This window comes from Luteibacter sp. P1_D3 (genome assembly GCF_056406135.1).
The window spans coordinates 55,402-75,585 of record NZ_JBFUAT010000020.1; the positions used below are offsets into that span (position 1 = coordinate 55,402).

Consider the following 20,184-nt stretch of genomic DNA (forward strand, 5'->3'; position numbering starts at 1 on the left):
GCGACCGGGCATGCACCGGTCACGTCCAGCCTCTAAGATGCCCACCCCGATGGAGCAAGGCGCTACCGATGACGAAGCCCGACTACGCCGAGGGCCAGGTCTGGACCTACCACCACCGCCCCGGTGAGGACGGCTCGCGGGTCGTCATCCGCAAGAAGGGTGTCGAGCCGGAGGATGGCGAGGTGTTTCACATCTCGATCCTGGGCGTGAAGCTGCGCAACCACCGGGTTGAGGGTGGCTTCCAGCCCGCCATGCATCACGCCGCCGTGCTGCGGACCACGCTGGACAAGAGCCTGCGCGAGCTGACGACGGCCTCGGACGAGGACACGGCCTGGGAGAACGGCTATGCCGTCTGGAGACAGGCCTATGACAACGGCGATGCCGGGGTCTTCGAGCTGAGCGTCGCGGAGATTCTTGGGTATATCGAGATGGTCGTCGCCGCCTCGGGTGAGGTGCACTAAAAAAAGAGCGCCCGGCTTCGGAAACCGGCTGGGGAGGAGCCGGAGTCCGAAGGGGGCGCAAGAGTCACACAGGGATTGGAAAGCGGTTACGCGGTCTTAGAAGTCGTACGAGACGGACAGGCGCGCATAACGCGGGTCCTGGGTGTAGAGCCCAACGCCGTAGATCGGACTCGGCGTGCCCGGTGAGGCGAACTCGGTCGGATAGCGGAACGTGGGGCGCTGCTCGTTCAGTACGTTGAAGACGTTGGCAGCGAAGGCCAGCCTGGACGCCGCCCACTCCGGACGGTAGGTGATGCCGAGATCCAGCTGGAACGTCCACGGCAGGCGACCCGCAGCACCCGGGGGTGACGGCTGGCCATCGCAGAAGTGATACGAGCTGCCGTAGTGGGCCGGATCCGGGTCGGTCACGCCGTCGCCGTAGTAACCGAGGCAGTTCTGCGGCGCGCCGCTGGCCGCCGTGAAGTTGCCCGAGGCCTGCCATTCCGGTGCGAACTGCCAGTAACCGTAGGCCTTGAACACGTGCGGGTGATCGTTGCCGAGCACGCCGTTGGAGTTGGCCATCACGTACTGGTTGTCCCAGTCTACGCTGCCGGCGGCGCCGGACTGGCGCGTGTCGGTGCGCGACTGACCTTCGGTATCGCCGTACGAGCGCGAGAACACGTAGTCGAACTTGCCGTACCACACGCCATCGAACTCATGCGTCAGGTACAACTCGGCGGAGTAGTAGCGACGCTTCGGCTTCGGCATGCCCATTTCTTCGCGGCTGAGCGGCACTTCCTGCGCATTGCCGTTCGTGTCGAGGATGGTGAAGGTGTTGGCCTGGCCGCCGTTGACCAGGTAGCAGCTGTTGGTCGAGCCGACGGTGTAGCCGAGCGCGGCGGCCTTGTCGGTCACCAGACCGATATCGCAGAAGTCGTCGATGACCGAGTTGAGCTTGCGCACGGTCAGCTTGGAACCGTAGGTCCAGTTCGCCGACAGCGACTTGTCGAAGCCCAGGATGTATTCGTCCTGGTTCTCGGCCTTCAGCCCCTTGCCGGCCACCGTGCGCGGGTCAGGCGGAATGCCGTACGAGTTGTTGCCCGAGACGACGTTGCTGAACTGCGTGAGGCCCGTGGGAGCACCCGTCACCGGGTCGATGCCGGAATACGTGAAGTACTGCTGGGTCGCCGTGTAGCCAGCGGCGGCGCCGGTGGCCGGGCTCAACGGCAGGCCGAGGTAGTAGCGGCCGGCATTGCCGTAGACCTTGAAGCTGCCGTCACCGTTCACGTCCCACACGACGCCCAGGCGCGGGGCCCACTGCGGTGCGGTCTGCTTGATGAAGGCCTGGCCGTTCTGGTTGTAGTCGGTGAACTGGTCGTTGCGCAGGCCGAGGGAGAGCAGCACGCGATCGCTGACCTGCCACTTGTCTTCGATGTACTGAGCCCTCTGGTCGGAGCGCACGTTCACCGAGTTCGCGACGACGGCCCTGTTGACCCAATAGCCGTTCTGGCCATTCGGGAACAGGTACGGTGCCGGCACGAAGTTCTGCCCCGGCGTGTTGTCGATGGCGATGGTCGGGTCTTTCTGCTGGCCGTAGGTCCAGGTATAGCCCGGACCGGGGCTGTTCGTGCCGAAGTCCAGGATCTGCGACCTGACGTTGTCGATACCCACCGAGATCGTGTGGTCGCCCGCCTTGTAGGCGACATCGAAGCGCAGGTTGTTGGTCTTGTTGCCACGGCCCGGTGAACTGATGTCCGCGACCTGGCCGTTCTGGATGGGCTTGCCACCGTTCAGCGCGGGATTCTGCAGGGTCGAGCTATCGACGCGCGAGAGGGTCGGGTCGTACTCGCCGCCGGGCTGATCGTAGTTCTTGTTCGACATCTTGCCGTAGCTGGCGCTTACGGTGAGGTTGTCGGTGATATAGCCGGTGTACTTGGCCATCCACAGGTCGCCGCCGGTCTTGGTGTTGTCCACGGGACCGATGGTCGAGGTACGCGTCAGGTTCGCATAGTCGTACTTGTAGCGCGTGCCCGAGCCTTCGCGCTTGTCGCCGACGTCGGTGAGTTCGAGGATGTTGCTGTCGGTGATGTTCCAGTCGAGCTTGGTGTACCAGCGCGGATCCTTGTAGACGTTGTTCGATGCCGGCGTGGTGTTGCCGACTTCGTTGACGTTGTTCTGGTTCTGCTTCTCGAACTCCGCCGCGACGAAGAAGAACAGCTTGTCCTTGACCAGCGGGCCGCCGGCGTAAACGCTGGCGGTCGTGGTCCACTGCGTGTTCTGGCTCTTCGGCTGGTACAGGTTGCCTGCGGGCGCCGAGGCCGGAATGTTGGCGTACTGCAGGTTCGGGCCGGAGGCGCGCGCCCACTCGGGCTCCCAGATGATCTGGGCGCCGAAGTGCCATTCGTTGGTACCGCGCTTGCCGACCTGGTTGATCACGCCACCATCGGAACGGCCGTACATGGCGCTGTAGCCGCCCGACAAGGCCTCCTGCTGGTCGATCGCGCCGTACGGCAGCTGCAGGCCGCCGAGGGCGTTCAGCGGGTCGGTCGTGTTGAAACCGTTGATGTAGTACGCGTTCTCGTTGGCCGCGGCGCCGCCGAAGCTGACCACCGAATTGCCGTTGTCGCTCTTGAAGTTGCCGCCATTGTTGACGACACCGGGCGCCAACGACGCGATGGACTCGGCGCTGCGACCCAGGGGCAGCTTGGCGAGCTGCTCGGAGGTAATCACGGTGCGCGAATCGGTGGACGTCACGTCGATGTTGGGGATGGCAGTCCCGGTGACGGTGACGCCGCCGAGCGACGTGGCATCGGCCGCGTCGGCGCCTGCCGAGGGCGCGTTGAACGACACATCCGTGCTGGCGCCCACGCGCAGGCTCACGTCCTTGCGCGAATCGATGGTGGCACCGTCGCGCTGCAGGCTGACCGAGTAGGTGCCGAGCGGAAGCTGGTTGGCCGCGTACTTGCCGCGTGCGTCGACCTGCACTTCGCGGCGGAAGCCGTTGGTGCTTTCGATGAGGACGGTTTCATTCCCGCCTGTCGGCACGTTGCCGTTGATGCTGCCGGTCGTGGACTGCGCGTAGACGCCCGTCACGCCGCCCAGGCAGGTACACACCGCCAGTGCGAGTGCGCTCCTGCGAAGTAGAAACTGGTTTTTCATGCTTTCCCCGAATGTCTTTTGTCCCGGAATAACGGCAGCACGGGACCGCGGCGACAGGCCCCCGCCTTTCGCCGTGACTGGAGCCTCGAAGACCCCTCCCGCACTCCATCGCTTTATCCGTTCATTTGTCTCGATCCAAATGAACTGGTCTTACGGTTTACAGGAGGCATCTGGCGTTGTCCATACCGTCGAACGAGCGTTTGGATGGACGTCCAGCCGTCCAAACGCTATGGCGCGGTGCAGCAGAAAACGGTGTAACTATGGGTATTTGACTGGTTTTTTGGGTTTTGTGTACCTCGCAGGTATTGCGCCGGAGGGCACGTTGGGGGTTCGCAAAGGAAGGCGAAAAAAAGTTGCTGGCTTGTCCCTTGCCGTCACGAGTCGTGCACATCCTTGGATCGTGGCAAGTCTCATGCCAGCCGCCGCTCACCTGGCGTCGACCGGATCTGCCCGACATTGCCGGCCATGAAGATCGCCACGTTCAACGTCAATGGCGTCCGCTCGCGGCTCGACCACCTGCTGAACTGGCTGGAGCGGGAGGCGCCGGATATCGCCTGCCTGCAGGAGCTCAAGTCGACCGACGCGGCTTTTCCGGTCGACGCGATCAACGAGGCGGGCTATGGCGCCCTGTGGGCCGGGCAGTCGGCCTGGAATGGGGTGGCTATCCTGGCCAGGGGTGTGGATCCCGTCGAGAGTCGACGCGGCCTGCCAGGTGATCCGAAGGATACCCAGAGCCGATACCTCGAGGCCGCGGCGCACGGGGTGATCGTGGGCTGTCTCTACCTGCCCAATGGGAATCCGCAGCCCGGCCCGAAGTTCGATTACAAGCTGGACTGGTTCGAACGCCTTCTCCGCCACGCCGCGACCTTGATGAAAAGCGGCCATCCCGTTGTCCTGGCCGGTGACTACAACGTCGTGCCCACCGACGAGGACATCTACGATCCCAAGGGTTGGCGCCGCGACGCGCTCCTCCAGCCGGAAAGCCGGGAGGCCTATGCGCGTCTCCTCGCCCAGGGCTGGACCGATGCCCTGCGCCAGATCCACCCCGACGAGCGCATCTATACGTTCTGGGACTATTTTCGCCAGCACTGGCCGCGCGATCGCGGCCTGCGCATCGATCACCTGCTCCTTTCCAGGGATCTCGCGGCCCGGCTGAAGGACGCGAACGTGGACCGCTGGGTCCGTGACCTGCCCAAGGCCAGCGACCATGCGCCTACCTGGGTCGAGTTGACGTCGCCCAAGGCCCGAAAAAGGGCAAAGCGCGGCTAGGCGGGTGGCGGAAATCGGTTAATTCGTGCCCGAGCGCCCATGTAAGCGTTTACATGGGGAGTGACGCTGCATCCGCACTTGCCACCACCCGCCCAAGTCCTAGACTAGGCAGCTATCAGGGGAGGGGGCGGACCGGGCGGTAATGAAGATCGATGGCGGCAGCGTTAATCGCCCCGAACCGGTAATGCTGAGCGAGGTTGCCGAGCGGCTGCGCAATCCGCGCATCGACCGGATCGTGGCGAGCTTCCGCGAGTATCGCGTGTCGCTCATGCGCACGGTGATCCTTGGCTTCGTGGTCATCTGGACCGCCGCCTGGCTCCGTGGCCCGGTGCCGATGGCGCTCGAAGCGCATCGCGCCTTTCCCGTGGCACTCGCCCTGTTCGCCGTGAGCACCTTGTGGATGCTCTTCCTCCGCGCCCGGCAGCACAGCCAGAGCAGCACGGTCGATGTGATCGGTAACGTGGCCAACTTCGCCATGGTCGCCTTGTTGCTCAAGTCCGCCTTCATGCTGGTCATCACGCTGACCGCCGTGCTGCCCTTCCTGTCGGTGGCGGTGGGCGTGCGTTACAGCCGTCGGGCCTTTGCCTCCGGCGTCGTCGCCTCGGTGGCCATCCTCCTGGTCAGCGCCCCGGATGGCTACTGGGTCGGCCGGCCGGCCTACGCGCTCTATGCATTGGCCCTGGTCATCGTCCTGCCGATGACGCTGTACCGGATGATGGACGCGCTGCGCGAAGTGTCGGCGGAGGCCATCGCGTCGCGCGAGGCCCAGCATCGCTTCATCTCGATGATGAGTCACGAAATGCGGACGCCGTTGAGTACGGTGATCCACTCGGCGTCGCTGATCGATACCTCGGTGATGAGCGACGACCAGCGCCGCCTCGTCGCCCTCCTGTCGACCAATGCCAACGCCCTGCTGCATCGTGTCAACGCGGTTCTCGACGTGGCCTCCTTTGCCGGTGGCAGTTTCACCCTGCGCCACCAGGCGTTCGCCTTCGACGAGGTGCTGGCGACGGTGGGTGCGGTGTGTCGCCCGCTCGCCGCCGAGAAGCGCATCGCGTTCAGCCTCGCCCGTGACGCCTCGGTGGGAGGCGTCTTCAACGGCGATCCGGGGCGCATCGAGCAGGTGCTCTCCAACCTGGCGTCGAACGCCCTGAAGTTCACCCCGCCGGGCGGCTCGGTGAACGTGCACGTGGACCTCCACGAGGGCGTCGGCGGGCGTGACCCGACCATCACCTGCAGTGTCTCGGATACCGGCATCGGCATCGCCGACGCCGACAAACAGCGCATCTTCGATCCCTTTCACCAGCTCAGCGCGGGCGAAAGCCGGCGGCAGGAGGGCGTCGGGCTGGGGCTGTACATCGTGCGCAACGTGTCGGAGCAGATGCAGGGTGGCCTCGATGTCACCGATAATCCGCTGGGTGGTGCGGTCTTCACCTGGCGCTTCCCCTTGCCGCGGGCGGCGGCAGGCGCGCGCAGCGTGGCGGAGACGCCGCTGGTCGAGCTGCTCGACGAGCATCGGGGTCGCGTGGAATCCCAGCGTTGCCTGGTCGTGGACGACAACGCGGCGAACCGCGAGATCGTCGGTCGCATTCTCGAGCGTGCCGGACACCAGGCCGTCTTCAGTGCAAACGGGGACGAGGCGCTGGCGCGTCTGGGTGCGGATGGCTTCGACCTGATCTTCATGGACCTGCACATGCCCGGCAGCTCCGGCTGGGATGTGCTCGGTCGCATCGACGTGATCCGGCGCACCGAGAGCGTGCCGCCCATCGTCATGCTCAGTGCGGACTCCAGCCATGACGCGGTACGCATCGCTTTCAAGGCCGGTGCGCGTGCCTACCTGACCAAGCCGATCGCCGCGCAGCGCCTGCTCGATGTGATCGAGTCCATCGCCGCCGAGCGACGGATGGAGGAAACCGCGCGCGGCTGGCAACAGCCGTTGCTGGAGGAACCCGCGGGGCGGGGGGCGATGAGCACGCCGCTGGACGAGATGCGCGCGCTGACCAGCGCCGAGGAATACAGGGGCTTCATCGACCTGTGTGCGGGTGCGGCCGAAGGCCACCTCGACACCTTGCGCAATGCGGTGCTCTCGCGTGACATCGCGACTGCCGCGGAGTGCATTCACGCCCTGCGCAACGTGCTGGGCAACCTTGGTGTGCCGGGTGCCTCGCGCGTCTGCGACGATCTTTCCGTGCTGATCGACGCCGGTGGCGACATGCGCGCCGCCGTGGTCGAGCTGGATGGCCTGGCCCGCTCGGTGCGTCGCTTCGTCGAGACCCAGCGCGGCGGCGCGCGCACGTCGGCGGATGTCGGCGCATGACGGATCTGGAGCGCCTCGCGCGGGACATCGGCGAGGGTGAACAGGCGGCGCCCACGATCAAACCGGATAACGAGGCGCGCATCGTCTTTCACGGCGCCGCGCCGCATGCCAAGTTGGCGCTCGCGATCGTCTATCTGCACGGCTTCACGGCGAGCCAGGCCGAAGGCGCGCCGGCTCACCGTGAAATCGCCGCCGCCGTCGGCGCGCACCTCTACCTGGCCCGGCTCAGCGACCATGGCAGTGATGCGCCCGACGCCATGGCCGGGGCGACACCCGAGCGCTGGCGCGATGATGCCCGGCGGGCCCTCGATATTGGCCTGCAGTTGGGCGAGCGCGTGCTTCTCATCGGTACGTCCATGGGCGCATCGCTGGCACTCGATCTTGCCGCGAGCCGGCCGGACGTGGTTGCCGGTGTCGTTGCGTGGTCGCCCGGCATTCGCGTGCATGATCCGGCGCAGTTGCGCGCCGCGGTGATGCTCCAGGGTTCCGTGGCGCCACCGGGCGAGCGCAGTCCATTCCAGCGGCGCTACTGGTCATCGATGGTGCACACCGATGGCTACCGAGCGATCGCACGCCTGTTTATCGAGCGCATGCGTCCGGAGGTGTTGCAGGACGTCGTTTGTGCGGTCTTCTTCGGACTTTGGGATGGCGGCGAAGGTGATCGCGACACCCTGACCTCGGCAAGCGCCATGCGCCATGCCTTTGGTTGGCTCGGCACGCCGGCGTCACAACGCCGGCTGGTGGCTTACGACCACGCGGCCCATGTGCTCGCGTCGCCGGAGCGCTCCCCCGCTGCCGCGCGTGTCCTCGCCGATTCACTCGCCTTCCTGCGCGACATCGGTCTTACGCACTGAAGCCGCCACGCGTTATCGTGGACCCTCGACGGAGGTGGGGGTGAAAGGGGTGCGCTTCGCTCGCGCAGTAGCTGCGTGGTTAGGGCTGGCCGTCGGCTGGTGCCTCGTCGTGCCCGTCGCGGCGGCGGCAGATAGCCGTGCCCGCGCGATCGACCAGTTCTACCACACCGCCTGGACCGTTCGCGAAGGTGCGCCCGGCCAGGTCACGGCGCTGGCGCAGACCAGCGACGGCTACCTCTGGCTGGGTACGCAGACCGGCCTTTATCGCTTCGACGGCGTCACCTTCGAGCATTACCGACCGCGCGAGGGTGGGGACTTCCTCGCGTCGAGCGTCGCCTCGCTTTATGCGCCACCCTCGGGTGGACTCTGGGTCGGGTTTCGCTATGGCGTAGCGAGCTTCGTCGAAGGCGATCGCGCGACGCACTACGCCGCGTCGTCGGGCCTGCCCACGGCCACCATCTACGCGATCGGCGGCACACCGGACGGGCGTATCTGGGCCGCGACTTTCAACGGTCTTGCTCGCCTGGACGGGCAGCGCTGGTCCCTCGTCGGCGCATCGATGGGCCTGCCGGGCAATCGCGCGCGCAACCTGTCGGTCGACCGGGAAGGGCGCTTGTGGGTCGCGACCGACCAGGCCCTCGCGTGGCTGCCCAGGAATGGCGCGCACTTCGAGTTGGCCACGCATGCCGTCGGCCGGGTAAACCGGATCGCGGAAGCGCCGGACGGCTCGATCTGGGTGGCCGAGGCCGATGGTGGCGTGCGGCCGGCCTGGGCCGGCGCCTCGCCGCCGGAAGATCACGGGCCCAGCCTCAATCTCTCCTCAGCCGGCCTGCTGTTCGATCGCGATGGTGCCCTGTGGATGCCGACGCTCGGCGACGGCATCCGTCGCGTGCCACGCGTCAGCGACCTCCCGCGCGCGCAGATCGAGGCGAGTGGCACGGCGGCCCAACGCTTTATCGAACGCGACGGGCTCAGCTCGGATTACCTCAGCGCCGTCATCCAGGATCGCGAAGGCAGCGTCTGGGTGGGCGGCAGTCGCGGCCTCGACCGCTTTCGCGTCAGCCGTCTTCTTCCTGCGCCGCTGTCGCCCGGCGCGAGCGACTTCGCGCTGGTCGCCGCGAAAGGTCATGGCGTCTGGGTCGGTACCAAAAATCGCCCGTTGACGCGCGTGGATGCGATCCGGGTGCAGCCGGGCGACTTTCCCGAAGCGATCACGGCCGCGTCGCGTGATGGCGAGGCCACATGGTTGGCCGGGCCGCACGGGGTGTGGCGCCTGCAGGACGGTATGCCGGAGCGCTTTGCCTCCCTGCCTGCCGAGGATTACACCGGCGTGCAGGCCGTCGCGGGCGATGGCAAGGGCGGTGTGTGGCTCTCGATCAACCGGCCCGGCATCTACCACTACACCGAAGGCGCATGGGTCCATGACCCGATGCCAGCCATCGCCAACGATCCGGCGCCCCTGGTTCTCATGGGAGACGCGCGCGGGCGCTTATGGATGGGCTTCGCCCGCAACACCATCGTCATCCGCGACACCGGTCACGATACGCAGCTGGGCCCGACGGATGGGCTCGCGGTAGGCAATGTCACCGCCCTGCTGGAGGACCGCGACGCCATGTGGCTGGGTGGTGAACTCGGCATCGGCGTGGTCGTCGGGCGGCAGGCGCGAACGATCGTCACCCGCGGCGAACCACTGCGTGGCGTGTCCGGCCTGGTTCGCGATGCCCGTGGCGATTTCTGGGCGAATACCGCGCAGGGCGTGGCGCGCATCGGCGCGGCGCACATGGCGCGGGCGCTGCAGGATTCCACGTACCGTCCGCCGGTCACCCTGTTCGATTCACTGGACGGGTTGCCGGGCACGCCGGCCCAGTTCCGGCCGCTGCCGACCGCCGTCGTGGCCGACGATGGACGTCTCTGGTTTGCCACCACCAGCGGCGTCGTCTCGATCGATCCGGCCGACGTACCGCGCAACCCCTTACCGCCGCCGGTGTCGATTCGCTCGATCACCACCGATATGGGCAGCTGGCCCGTGGCGCCGACGGTGAACCTTCCGGCGCACACCGAGCGGTTGCGTATCGGTTATACGGCGACCAGCCTCGCGATGCCGGAGCGCGTGCGCTTCCGTTACCGCATGGAGGGTATCGACACGCGTTGGCGTGAGGCAGGCACGGAACGCGAAGCGGTCTATACGGATCCACCGCCGGGCCATTACCAGTTCCGCGTCACCGCGGCCAACGAGGATGGCGTGTGGAACGAAGAGGGTGCATCGGTCACGATTGTCGTTGCGCCGACGTTTTTCCAGACGCCCTGGTTCGTGGTCATCTGCATGCTGTTGGCGTTCGCCGCGCTTTGGCTCTCGTTCTACGTACGCATGCGCCGCATGGAAGCGCAACTGCGTGCGCGGTTGCACGAACGCCACGCCGAACGTGAGCGGATCGCCCGCGAGCTGCATGACACCTTGCTGCAGAGCATCCAGGGGCTGGCGATGCGTTTCCAGGCCATCGCCAACCGCGTGCCTGCCGATCAACCCTTGCGCATCGCGATGGAGAGTGCCCTGGACCGCGCTGAGGAGGCGCTCGTGGAAGCGCGCGACCGCGTGCGTGACCTGCGTGGACATGCCGGCGAATCGTTCGCACTGGATGTCGCCCTCGTCGAACTCGCGCGTGTCTACGCGACGGAACACACCGTGCCCGTGCTGGTGCATGCGGCGATCGACATGCGCGACATGGATCCGCTGGCGCGCGATGAACTGTATGGCATCGCGCGCGAGGCGGTGCACAACGCGATCGCCCACGCGGAGGCATCGCGCATCGATGTGGTGATCGAAACCGAGGGTACCGAACTCGTTCTGCGAGTTCGCGATGATGGCCGTGGCATCGACGACGCCGTGCTTCGCGGCGGCGGTCGCGCCGGGCACTGGGGTTTGCGCGGGATACAGGAGCGTGCGCAGGCGATCGGCGGGACAGCCGCGTTCGCATCGGGTGTCGAGGGCGGTACCGAGGTGATCGTACGCGCGGCCGTCGACCGGGTGTTTCCTTCGCGCGCCCGATGGTGGCGGCGTTGGTATGGGTGACGCGGCGATCTTGCCGTCGATGATTGCCACGCTCGCGGCTGACCCGGGGTGGCGTGAGCCGATGGCTTTCCTTCGTCGTGCCGAGGCGATCGATCAGCTCGACCTTCACCTGGTCGGTGCGAGCGGGGCGTCGCTGCGCGAGCAGGCCGAGGCCTTGATCGCGGCGATGGAAGCGGTCGACCACGAGCTGTTCGATGATTTGCGTCGGCGCATTCGTGGTGGCGAAGCGCGGCAGGCCTTGTCGCCCTGGATCGCCAGCGAGGTGACGCCCGGCCAGCACTACGACGCGCTGGATGCCCTGCTTGCCGGGATTCTCGCGATCGACGAGCCCGACGTCGCCGATCCCGCGCCACCGCCGGAGATGGTGTTCTACCAGCCCTCGCCCGCGCGGCACATCGTGGACGGCATCCGGCGTGCCTCGATCTCGGCCAGCGACATCGTGCTCGACCTCGGTTCGGGTCTTGGTCACGTGCCGATGCTGGTGCACATGCTTACCGGCGCGCGTACGCGCGGCGTGGAGCGCGAGCCTGCCTATGTGGACTGTGCGGCGAGCGCGGCCTCCGCACTGGGCCTGGCTCGGGCTGACGTTGCGTTCACCGCGGCGGATGCCCGGGACGCGGATCTGGCCGGTGTCGACGTCTTCTATCTGTTCACGCCCTTTCTGGGCATGGTGCTACGCGACGTGCTGGCGAAGATCGAGGCCGAGGCCGCCAGGCGGCCACTGCGGGTGGTAGCGCTTGGACCCTGCGCGCGGTCGTTCGCACGAATGCCGTGGTTGCGCAGCGGGGACCCCGATCCTGCAGCGACGGATCGTATCGTGGTTTTTCGTTCCTCGCCCTAGGCTTACCAGCGCCCGCGACCGCCGCCGAAGTTGTTGTTGCCGGCACCGACGGAAATGCTGACGCCGCCCGTCGGGTGCTCGCAGTCGCCAAACGCCTGGCTGAGGCTGACCACGCCGGCCTGGTAGCTGCCGCTGCCGCCATGGCTGGCGCTGACCACGCCGGTGCTGAGGCTGCCGTGCACCTGGGGCTTGTTGTAGGTCGCGTCGTCACAGCGAGGCACGCCGCTGTCGGTCTCGGTATTGGCCATGCGGCCGCTGGTGTCGCCGTAATAGGCGCCAGGCGGGTCCTTCGGGCGGGTCGGCGTGACCGCCACGCTACCGCCATTCTTCGGTGCGGTGCCCGCCACACTGCTGGCGGTCGCCGGGGCGGCCGTGCTGCTGGCCGGTGCCGGCACGTAGTCGGCCGGCAGTCGCAGGTTGAGGGGCTTGCTGGCGTCCTGCGCCCACGATGAGGTGGCGACGAGGGCGAGGGCGGCGAGGGCGGCAATGGCTTTCATGGGGAACGCTCCGGGGGCAGGCTCTCGAACGCTCGAGGGCGCGTCCGGTGTACCGGCCTTTGAAAGCCGGATGCCGGTCGGAGTTCCCGACCGGCCCGGACCACTTTACTCCGCGAGTGCCTCGTCGGCGTCTTCGGGGACGCTTTCGCCCAGGCGCACGCGCAGGGCGTCGATCTCGCGCCGGAGGTTGCGGTTCTCCGCCTCGAGGTCGGCTACCTGCTCGCGCAAGGCTTTCACCTCGTCGGTCGGCTTCTCCCGGGGCTTGCGCTTGGACTCGCGCACCCGCTTGGCGGCCTGCTTCAGTTCGTCGTCGCCGGCGGTCGCGGCCGCGCGCTGTTCGTCTTCGGGAAGGCTGGCCACCGCGGCGGCGGCACTGATCGACAGGGCACCGGACTTGACGGCGGCGACCACTTCAGGGGCAGCCTCCTTGCGGATCTTTTCGATCATGCCGACCTGGTTGCTGCTGATCCGCGCCTCACGAGCGATGTCCTTGCGGCTATCGACTGGCGTGGCCTTGGGTGGCTTGGGCGCGGCGGGCTGGGCGTCGGTGGTATCGAAGGGCACGTCCGATTCCGCCAGCTGCGCGCGGCGCTCGGCGAGGATCTCGCGTTTGCGCAGGGCGAGCACGCCGCGCTGGAAGTCCGACACGCTGCGCCGGCCCAAGTGCTGCTCGATCATCCATAGGTGAACGTCGTCGATCGAACGAAAGCGTTCGTTCTGCACGGTCTGGAAGGGGATGTCGTGCTTGCGGCAGATGCCGTAACGGTTGTGGCCGTCGACCAGCGTGTCGCCCCACAGCACCAGGGCGTCGCGACAGCCCTCGCTGAGCAGGCTGCGCTCCAGCGACTCGTACTCGTCGGGGGTCAGCGGGTCGATGTAAGCCTTGAGTTCTTCGTTGACGACGATGTGCATGACGGGCTGCCCTGTAAACCACAACCCGCCATTCTACCGGAACCCCCCGGAAGCCATGGCGTGGATCGCATCGCCGAATTCCCTCCGCCGCGTTTTTGTTGCAAACTTATAGTTGTCATGGCAGGGGCTTCCATGACTCACAGGGACACCGGATTCACGCTACGGCGTGCGTCTGATCGCGCTTGCGCTCGGCGCATGGTTTGGGGAAAACACGATGACTGGATTGGCAAGGACGTTGGCAGCCGCACTCGCGCTGTCGTTGGTGACGCTCGTCGCCCAGGCTTCTCCGGTATCGGAGCTGCCGTGGAAATTCGGGCCCACGAAGGTGCAGGTCGGCCCGCAGGCAACGCTGGATGTACCCAAGGGCTATGCCTTCCTCGACCCGGAAGGTACCAAGCGTCTCAACGTGCTGATGGAAAATCCGCCCGACCAGACCGACACGTATACGCTCGCTCCGGAGGATATGGCGTGGACGGCGTTCTTCGGTTACGACGACATCGGCTACGTCAAGGACGATGAAAAGCTCGATGCCGACGACATCCTGAAGAATGTTCGCGAAGGCACGGAGGAGAGCAACAAGGAGCGTCGTTCGCGCGGCTGGGACACGCTCACCCTCATCGGCTGGAAGAACCCGCCGAAGTACGACAGCGAGTTCAAGTCGCTGGCCTGGTCGTTCATCGCGCGCAACGACAAGGCGCAGACCGAGGTGGTGAATTACAACGCGCGCATCCTCGGCCGTAGCGGCGTGATGAACGTCGTTCTCGTCGCCGACCCGGACGGGCTCGCCACGGCGGTCAACCAGTTCAAGGGCACGATGGGTGGCTTCACGTTCGCACCGGGCCAGGCGTATACGGACTTCCACAGCGGCGACAAGGTGGCCGAGTACGGCCTTGCGGCGCTGATCACCGGTGGCGTTGCTGCGGTGGCCGCGAAGAAGGGCTTCTTCGCGATTATCGGTACCTTCCTTGCGGCCGCATGGAAATTCATCCTGATCGGCTTTGCCGCGCTGGGTGGCGCCATCAAGCGCCTGTTCGGCCGCAAGGCGTAACGAGGCTCATGCTCCTGACCTCATGGTGGCTGCTCGTTGGTGTCGTTGGCATGTATCTGTACGACGCCACCTTGCTGCTTTTCCACAACGAGGTCGTGCTCTTTGAGCGACGCGACGGTTCGTGGTCGTTCTCGGTGGGCTCGGACTTCGAGCTCGCCGGGCGCCATGTCTATGTTCCTGCCTTGCTCGCACCGCATCGCGCCGAACTCCGCCTTCGCTGGTCATCGGCGCGGGTGCCGTCGGCACCGGCAGCGCCGCGCGGGTTGCGAGCGTGGCGGGTCGGCGTCGCAGCATCGGCCTTCCCCGTGACGCTGGTGGCCATGATCTTCGCGGTGCTCCCGGTCGTGCTCCTGAGCAACGTGCTCGTCCTGCTTGGCTGGATGGTTGCCGTGTACGCGGCCATTGCGTTTGCGGTGTTCCGCGTATGGCGCCTGCGCAAGGTCACCGGCATCGGCGGCAAGGAATTCACCGGCATCGCATCCGATGCACTCCTGTGCGCCCCGTATTCGCTCGATCTGGTCCGCAAGCAGGGACTGCATGCCGCCGGTCGCTTCGATCTCGTCTCGACCGCACGGTGCCTGCTCGACGCGGGCGAGCGTCTTCGCCTGGCCGGGGCGATCCGCGGCAGGCTCCAGCGGCAGATGGACATCGAAGACGCCGGCAGCGAGCGCCATGCCCAATTGAGTACCTATCTCCAACACATCGAAGGCGCGCTGGCATGACCCTGGCCGACATCATCGTTATCGCCATCTGCCTAGCACTGGGCTACAAATTCGCTTCATCGATGATGAGCAAGTCGGAGAAGCCGGCAGGAGAGCCGCACCGCCCTGAGCCGCCGAACCTGTTCCAGCGTCAGCCGCCCTGGCATGACGTGCTGGGTGTGTCGCCCGATGCGACGCACGAGCAGATCGTCAACGCCTATCGTGCACGGATGAGCGAGTACCACCCCGATAAGGTCGCCAACCTTGGCCCGGATATCCGTGCGCTGGCTGAGCAGAAGGCAAAAGAAATCAACGCAGCGTATGCCGAAGCCACGGCCGGACACTGAAAGCCCTCGTAGACAAGGATGCATCTCATGACGCTTAGACCCTGGTGCGGGGCGATCTTCCTGATCGGCCTCGGTGTGGCAGGACATGTCCGCGCCGCTGACGATGGGAGCGATGCCGCCGGCAAGGCGGAGATGTGTAAACACACGCTCTGCCAGCACGACATCCACGTCACGCTGAAAACGAAGGATGGCGGCACGTACGATCACACCTTCGATGTGCTGCCGGGGACGGTCCAGCCCTTCGGCCTGGCGATCATCGCGGGACAGAAAGTCAACCTTGAGGCGGACGTCACCGGCGACACGGTGTCGAACTTTCGTACCGTCACCATGGTGACGCATCCCGAGAAGACGCTGACGGCGAGCCTCGAGCAGTCACCCAAGGGCGACATGATCCTCTCGCTCCACAATCCTTTCGATCGCCCGCTCAAGTTCGACATGGGCATCATGCCGCTCGACAACGACAAGGTCCTGCCGACTTCAAGCTGCCCGATCAAGGCGGGCATGTCGTCGTTCGAGATGTGGCCCGGCGCTTTGTTTCAGGTGTTGCTGACCAAGCCACGATTCGTCGGCACGACGGGCAAGGCGATGAACTGCGATTGAGCCTTAGAAGATGACGTGAGGATACGGATAGCGATCAGCCGGCTTATCGCAGTAGGAAAGACCCTCGGTGTAGATGTCGCCGAGTTCTTTCTCGGAGGCCAGGGGATGTATGGCCAGATACCCTCTCGCCTCAATCAGGGCACCGGCATCCGTCGGCCTGCAAGGGATGTATCGGGGCAGGTTGGCTAAGCGTACGAGGCTGGAGCGAAGCATCGTGGTTTCGCTGGCTCGGTGCACGGACAGATCGTCTTCGCCAAGCAGGCGTAATGAAACGCGGACCTGACCAAGCGTCTGGACGCGGTCATGGTCCAGGATCATCATGCCGAGCGTCGCGTTGTACACCTGGAATCCGAACTTCGTGCCGCCCCAGAATGCAAGAAAGACGATGGCGAGCCAGACGACATGCACCACCCATCGTCTTGGTTTGCGCACCGTGGCGGGCGATTCGGTCATGGGCATCCTTTCGTGATGACGTGATGCTAGCGGATGCGTCAGGCGCTCCGGAAGAGGAGGATGTGTGACCGAAGTTGGTGTGGCCATGAGCAGTGCCGCTGCGTTCGCACGTGACGGATTTGCCATTCTGCCGCGCATTGTCGCGGCGTCATCTTGTGACACGCTGATCGAAGATCTCGACGCGTTGCCTCTGATCGGCGCAGGTTCGCGAGCACTCTTGTCGTTCGAGGGCATCGGTTCGCTGGGACGATCGCTGGCCAGCCATCCGTCGATTGCGGCGCTGCTGGCGCCGGGTGCGCAAGCCGTCCAATGCACGCTGTTCGCCAAATCCGACACGTCCACATGGTCGGTCACACCACATCAGGACCTGAGCATTCCGGTGCGCGAACGCCACGAGGCGATTGGCTGGTCGGGCTGGTCGCGCAAGGAGGGCGTGTGGTTCGCCCAACCACCCGTAGAGGTGCTCGAGCAGTTCGTCGCGGTGCGACTGCAACTGGACGACAACGCGGCGGAGACGGGGCCGCTGGAGGTCGTCCCCGGCACGCACCGGATGGGGCGTTTGTCGAGTGAGGCTATCCGGGATGCTGCCGCATCGCGCAAGCTGCCCTGCGTGGTCGAGCGTGGCGGGGTGGTTGTCCTGCGTCCGCTGCTGATCCACTCGTCGGCGAAAGGACGTACGGCAGGGAGTCGTCGGGTACTTCATTTTCTCTACGGGCCGCCCCTGGCAGACACTTGAAAACTTGGTTGATAGTAAACTATATTGACTATCAACCAAGTTGATGAGGTGCGCTGCCGTGGCCCGTGATCAACCCGCCTGGTATGAAGACATCGTTGTGCCCGCGCTGCTCAGGCATGCTCGCGGCACCTATGCCGCCGCTATGCGCCGTGCGCTCGACGAGGCCGGCTACGACGACATTCCCGAGAATGGCCTGTATGTGATTGGCGGTCTGGCAATGGGTGCGGGTGACGTCCCGCTGGGGCGACTGGTCCAGGAGCTTCGCATTTCCAAGCAGGCTGCCGGGCAACTCGTCGACACCCTGGTTACCCGGGGTTACCTAACGCGTGAAGGCGACCCCGTAGATCGTCGCAAGCTGGTCATCACGCTGACCGAGCGCGGCCGCGATGCCGCCGCCGTGCAGGGCGCCGCGCGCGATCGCATCGACGCGGATCTGCAAACGCGTATCGGCGACAGTGGACTTCGCGCGTTGAAACGAGGGCTTGCCGCCCTCGTCGAGATCGGACGCAAGGATCGTGAGTCGGCCTGACTCGCTTTTACCCGACGAGGAAAACACAGTGACGATGGAAACGGTAGAGATCAAGGCCTTCGTGCCAGCGAAGGATTTCGAATTATCGAAACGCTTTTACAGCGACGTCGGATTCACCGTGGCGTGGTCGTCCGACGACCTGGCCTATCTCAAGGCGGGAGAAACCAGCTTTCTCCTGCAGAAGTTCTACGTCAAGGAACACGCCGAGAACGTCATGATGCACATGCTTGTCGTCGATGTTGCCGCCTGGTGGCAGCACGTGCAGGCGCAGGACATCGCCGGACGCTACGGCGTGCGGGTCGTTCCACCTGCGGATCAACCCTGGGGCATGCGTGACTTCGTACTGATCGATCCGACGGGTGTGCTATGGCGGATCGCCCAGAACATCGACGTCGTCTGATTCGTTACGATCGATGTGGAAGACGCTCGAACATGGTCACCGTCGAACCCTTATACGGTGCCTCGCCGAACGGACGATAGCCGAGGCGTTCCGCAACACGGACGGACGCGAGGTTCTCCGGGTTGATGATGCACACGGTGCGCTCGGCCTCGCGCTGGGTGAAAAACCAGTCGTGCGCCGCCTGCACGGCTTCGGTCGCGTAGCCCTTGCCGTGTGCGGATCGTGCAAGCACCCAGGCCGCTTCCGGGAACGGATCGAAGTCCGCACCGAGATCGCGATGAAAGGTCGCCAGGCCTACGTCACCGACGAAGCGTCCACCGTGTCGTTCGCGCACGGTGAACAACCCGTGCCCGTAGGCGGTCCAGTGGCCGATATTCCTGAGCAGCTTTAGCCACGTGTCTTCGGAGGACGCGGGACCACCGATGAAGTGCATGACGTCCGGATCGGTGCGTGCCGCGTGGCAGTCCTCGAAATCGGAAACCGTCGTGGGGCTGAGGATCAGGCGTTCGGTGACGATCATGGCGTGTCGGATTCCCTGCGGACAGCGTGTTCCCGAGTTTACGGCGGTTGCTGTCCCGCAGCGAGGCTCCCTGCGGGGCAGCATGTCGCCTTTACGTCATGAGCCAACCGCGTACCGTTCGAGCCAGTGCGCATACGGCGCCGGTAAGGTCCACGACGGCCGATCGACGCCGAGCTTGCGCGCCGCGTAGTAGGGCCAGTGCGGATTGGCCAGATGCGCCTTGCCGACCATCACTAGGTCCAGCGGTCCTTCGCTGACGGCCCGCTCCGCAATCTCGGGTGTATCGAAACCCCATGAAGACGACAGCGGCATGTCGACTTCGCGACGGAACCGCTCAGCAATCGGTGCCATGAAGGCCGGCGTGCCCCAGGGGATGTTCACGTCGAGCGTCGTGAACCCCATGCTCAGATCGAGCAGGTCGACGCCGGCCGCCTTGAAGCCACTGGCGACGACGATGGCATTTGCCACGGTCTCCTCATCGCGGCCATCGAACTCGATGACGCCGAGCCTGACGCTCAGGGGCAGGTGGTCCGGCCATGCCGCGCGCACTGCGTCGACAGTTTCCCTCAGGAACCGCGTGCGGTTCTCCAGACTTCCACCGTAAGCGTCGGTCCGGTGGTTCGAATGATCGTTGAGGAAGCTCGCGGCCAGGTAGCCATGCGCAAAGTGCAGTTGAAGGAACTCGAAGCCGGCGGCGAGGGCTCGCTTCGTGGCTGCGACGTAGTCGCCCTGCACACGCTTGATCTCGTCCAGGGTGATGACGCGGGGAACTTTAGGAAGAAGGCCGCCAAGCGCGATGGCCGACGGCGCGATCGTCTCCCAGCCGCGGGGATCGTCGTGCGCCATGCTGTCGTCGCCTTCCCAGGGGCGATTCGCGCTCGCCTTGCGGCCAGCGTGGGCGAGCTGGAGGCCGGGCACGGCACCCGCAGCCTTGATGCTCGCCGCTACCTCAGCGAGCACCGCACCTTGGGCGTCGTTCCAGAGACCGGAATCCCCTGGGGTGATACGACCTTCGGGCGAGACGGCCGTGGCCTCCACGACAACAAGTCCTGCGCCGCCACGGGCGAGCGAGGCGTAGTGGGCGCGGTGCCAGTCGGTGAGGACACCGTCGATCGCCACGTAGTTGCACATCGGTGACACGACGATCCGGTTCCGGAAGGTGACGCTCCGCAAGGTGGTCGGTTCGAAGAGGGTAGGCATTGATGAGAGCTCCAGCAGGCAAAGGCGTTAGCGTCCGAAGAGGGTTCGGACGAAGGACACGCCTTGAACTGGGCTTGCGGGTGCCTGGTTAGAACGGGGCTTCGAGTCCGTTCACTCCGGAGCGCTTGTCTTCAATGGGGTACTGGAATGTGCCGATATGGACGAGGCGGTAGCGTGGGCACGCAAAGGCGTGGCCGCGACGCGGGGGCAGGTGGAAGTGCGGGAGATTTTTTTCAGTCCGGCGCCTGAGTGACGAGTGAGGGTGAACGCGGCTGGTATTTGGGCGCTGAA

Annotated in this window: 18 protein-coding genes and 1 pseudogene; 13 read left to right on the forward strand and 6 right to left on the reverse strand. The window is 65.5% G+C overall.

Annotated features, from left to right (window positions below; translation table 11 throughout):
• Positions 1–68 precede the first annotated feature (68 nt).
• Positions 69–461: a hypothetical protein gene (locus AC1DYM_RS13815; RefSeq protein WP_477339213.1), complete on the forward strand. Its 393-nt coding sequence runs from the start codon at positions 69–71 to the stop codon at positions 459–461.
• Positions 462–557: 96 nt separating this feature from the next.
• Here AC1DYM_RS13815 and AC1DYM_RS13820 read toward each other — a convergent pair whose 3' ends face one another.
• Complete coding sequence (locus AC1DYM_RS13820) at positions 558–3,599, reverse strand: TonB-dependent receptor (RefSeq protein ID WP_477339215.1); 3,042 nt, start codon at positions 3,597–3,599, stop codon at positions 558–560.
• 465 nt (positions 3,600–4,064) lie between these two features.
• Between AC1DYM_RS13820 and AC1DYM_RS13825 the strand changes: the two are divergent.
• The 5 genes and pseudogenes from AC1DYM_RS13825 to AC1DYM_RS13845 form a co-directional block, all read left to right on the forward strand.
• Positions 4,065–4,856: pseudogene (locus AC1DYM_RS13825) on the forward strand (exodeoxyribonuclease III); the annotation flags it as partial.
• A 154-nt stretch (positions 4,857–5,010) separates the two neighbouring features.
• Entirely contained in the window at positions 5,011–7,185 is a 2,175-nt protein-coding gene (locus tag AC1DYM_RS13830) for an ATP-binding protein (protein ID WP_477339217.1), read from the forward strand.
• On the forward strand, positions 7,182–8,039 hold the full coding sequence (locus AC1DYM_RS13835) for an alpha/beta hydrolase (protein WP_477339219.1): 858 nt from the start codon (positions 7,182–7,184) through the stop codon (positions 8,037–8,039). The genes AC1DYM_RS13830 and AC1DYM_RS13835 overlap by 4 nt, the downstream gene beginning before the upstream one ends.
• 40 nt (positions 8,040–8,079) lie before the next feature.
• The gene (locus tag AC1DYM_RS13840; protein ID WP_477339221.1) at positions 8,080–11,109 is read left to right on the forward strand and encodes a sensor histidine kinase; all 3,030 of its coding nucleotides are present in this window, start codon (positions 8,080–8,082) and stop codon (positions 11,107–11,109) included.
• Positions 11,110–11,170: 61 nt separating this feature from the next.
• The gene (locus tag AC1DYM_RS13845) at positions 11,171–11,950 is read left to right on the forward strand and encodes a hypothetical protein (RefSeq protein WP_477339223.1); all 780 of its coding nucleotides are present in this window, start codon (positions 11,171–11,173) and stop codon (positions 11,948–11,950) included.
• Between the two features lie 2 nt (positions 11,951–11,952).
• Here AC1DYM_RS13845 and AC1DYM_RS13850 read toward each other — a convergent pair whose 3' ends face one another.
• Both AC1DYM_RS13850 and AC1DYM_RS13855 read right to left on the reverse strand, forming a co-directional pair.
• Positions 11,953–12,447 carry a hypothetical protein gene (locus tag AC1DYM_RS13850; protein WP_477339225.1) on the reverse strand — a complete coding sequence of 165 codons (495 nt, stop codon included), beginning with the start codon at positions 12,445–12,447 and terminating at the stop codon, positions 11,953–11,955.
• Between the two features lie 105 nt (positions 12,448–12,552).
• Entirely contained in the window at positions 12,553–13,359 is an 807-nt protein-coding gene (locus tag AC1DYM_RS13855; protein ID WP_477339227.1) for a ParB N-terminal domain-containing protein, read from the reverse strand.
• Positions 13,360–13,573: 214 nt separating this feature from the next.
• Between AC1DYM_RS13855 and AC1DYM_RS13860 the strand changes: the two genes are divergently transcribed.
• The 4 genes from AC1DYM_RS13860 to AC1DYM_RS13875 are packed head-to-tail and all read left to right on the forward strand — an operon-like array spanning position 13,574 to position 16,055.
• Positions 13,574–14,407, forward strand: a complete 834-nt coding sequence (locus AC1DYM_RS13860; RefSeq protein WP_477339229.1) for a DUF2167 domain-containing protein — start codon at positions 13,574–13,576, stop codon at positions 14,405–14,407.
• A gap of 8 nt (positions 14,408–14,415) precedes the next feature.
• Positions 14,416–15,129 carry a hypothetical protein gene (locus AC1DYM_RS13865; RefSeq protein ID WP_477339231.1) on the forward strand — a complete coding sequence of 238 codons (714 nt, stop codon included), beginning with the start codon at positions 14,416–14,418 and terminating at the stop codon, positions 15,127–15,129.
• The gene (locus AC1DYM_RS13870) at positions 15,126–15,455 is read left to right on the forward strand and encodes a J domain-containing protein (RefSeq protein WP_477339233.1); all 330 of its coding nucleotides are present in this window, start codon (positions 15,126–15,128) and stop codon (positions 15,453–15,455) included. The genes AC1DYM_RS13865 and AC1DYM_RS13870 overlap by 4 nt, the downstream gene beginning before the upstream one ends.
• Before the next feature lie 27 nt (positions 15,456–15,482).
• Positions 15,483–16,055, forward strand: a complete 573-nt coding sequence (locus AC1DYM_RS13875; RefSeq protein WP_477339235.1) for a hypothetical protein — start codon at positions 15,483–15,485, stop codon at positions 16,053–16,055.
• A gap of 3 nt (positions 16,056–16,058) precedes the next feature.
• Here the strand turns inward: AC1DYM_RS13875 and AC1DYM_RS13880 are convergent, their stop codons facing one another.
• Entirely contained in the window at positions 16,059–16,508 is a 450-nt protein-coding gene (locus AC1DYM_RS13880; protein ID WP_477339237.1) for a hypothetical protein, read from the reverse strand.
• 64 nt (positions 16,509–16,572) lie between these two features.
• Between AC1DYM_RS13880 and AC1DYM_RS13885 the strand changes: the two genes are divergently transcribed.
• The 3 genes from AC1DYM_RS13885 to AC1DYM_RS13895 are packed head-to-tail and all read left to right on the forward strand — an operon-like array spanning position 16,573 to position 18,173.
• On the forward strand, positions 16,573–17,244 hold the full coding sequence (locus AC1DYM_RS13885; RefSeq protein ID WP_477339239.1) for a phytanoyl-CoA dioxygenase family protein: 672 nt from the start codon (positions 16,573–16,575) through the stop codon (positions 17,242–17,244).
• A 58-nt stretch (positions 17,245–17,302) separates the two neighbouring features.
• Positions 17,303–17,773, forward strand: a complete 471-nt coding sequence (locus AC1DYM_RS13890; protein ID WP_477339241.1) for a MarR family winged helix-turn-helix transcriptional regulator — start codon at positions 17,303–17,305, stop codon at positions 17,771–17,773.
• 34 nt (positions 17,774–17,807) lie between these two features.
• Positions 17,808–18,173, forward strand: coding sequence for a VOC family protein (locus tag AC1DYM_RS13895; RefSeq protein ID WP_477339283.1), 366 nt, complete (start codon positions 17,808–17,810; stop codon positions 18,171–18,173).
• A 4-nt stretch (positions 18,174–18,177) separates the two neighbouring features.
• On the opposite strand, the gene AC1DYM_RS13900 is transcribed toward AC1DYM_RS13895, so the two are convergent.
• Positions 18,178–18,693, reverse strand: coding sequence for a GNAT family N-acetyltransferase (locus tag AC1DYM_RS13900; protein WP_477339243.1), 516 nt, complete (start codon positions 18,691–18,693; stop codon positions 18,178–18,180).
• A 96-nt stretch (positions 18,694–18,789) separates the two neighbouring features.
• On the reverse strand, positions 18,790–19,893 hold the full coding sequence (locus tag AC1DYM_RS13905; RefSeq protein ID WP_477339244.1) for an NADH:flavin oxidoreductase/NADH oxidase: 1,104 nt from the start codon (positions 19,891–19,893) through the stop codon (positions 18,790–18,792).
• Positions 19,894–20,184: the final 291 nt, after the last annotated feature.

What these genes read in the sequence shown, in the direction of transcription:
- AC1DYM_RS13815 (WP_477339213.1), top strand. Translation starts at nt 69, where the DNA reads ATGACGAAGCCCGACTACGCCGAGGGCCAGGTCTGGACCTACCACCAC.
- AC1DYM_RS13820 (WP_477339215.1), bottom strand. Translation starts at nt 3,599, where the DNA reads ATGAAAAACCAGTTTCTACTTCGCAGGAGCGCACTCGCACTGGCGGTG.
- AC1DYM_RS13830 (WP_477339217.1), top strand. Translation starts at nt 5,011, where the DNA reads ATGAAGATCGATGGCGGCAGCGTTAATCGCCCCGAACCGGTAATGCTG.
- AC1DYM_RS13835 (WP_477339219.1), top strand. Translation starts at nt 7,182, where the DNA reads ATGACGGATCTGGAGCGCCTCGCGCGGGACATCGGCGAGGGTGAACAG.
- AC1DYM_RS13845 (WP_477339223.1), top strand. Translation starts at nt 11,171, where the DNA reads ATGGCTTTCCTTCGTCGTGCCGAGGCGATCGATCAGCTCGACCTTCAC.
- AC1DYM_RS13850 (WP_477339225.1), bottom strand. Translation starts at nt 12,447, where the DNA reads ATGAAAGCCATTGCCGCCCTCGCCGCCCTCGCCCTCGTCGCCACCTCA.
- AC1DYM_RS13855 (WP_477339227.1), bottom strand. Translation starts at nt 13,359, where the DNA reads ATGCACATCGTCGTCAACGAAGAACTCAAGGCTTACATCGACCCGCTG.
- AC1DYM_RS13860 (WP_477339229.1), top strand. Translation starts at nt 13,574, where the DNA reads ATGACTGGATTGGCAAGGACGTTGGCAGCCGCACTCGCGCTGTCGTTG.
- AC1DYM_RS13865 (WP_477339231.1), top strand. Translation starts at nt 14,416, where the DNA reads ATGCTCCTGACCTCATGGTGGCTGCTCGTTGGTGTCGTTGGCATGTAT.
- AC1DYM_RS13870 (WP_477339233.1), top strand. Translation starts at nt 15,126, where the DNA reads ATGACCCTGGCCGACATCATCGTTATCGCCATCTGCCTAGCACTGGGC.
- AC1DYM_RS13875 (WP_477339235.1), top strand. Translation starts at nt 15,483, where the DNA reads ATGACGCTTAGACCCTGGTGCGGGGCGATCTTCCTGATCGGCCTCGGT.
- AC1DYM_RS13880 (WP_477339237.1), bottom strand. Translation starts at nt 16,508, where the DNA reads ATGACCGAATCGCCCGCCACGGTGCGCAAACCAAGACGATGGGTGGTG.
- AC1DYM_RS13895 (WP_477339283.1), top strand. Translation starts at nt 17,808, where the DNA reads ATGGAAACGGTAGAGATCAAGGCCTTCGTGCCAGCGAAGGATTTCGAA.
- AC1DYM_RS13900 (WP_477339243.1), bottom strand. Translation starts at nt 18,693, where the DNA reads ATGATCGTCACCGAACGCCTGATCCTCAGCCCCACGACGGTTTCCGAT.
- AC1DYM_RS13905 (WP_477339244.1), bottom strand. Translation starts at nt 19,893, where the DNA reads ATGCCTACCCTCTTCGAACCGACCACCTTGCGGAGCGTCACCTTCCGG.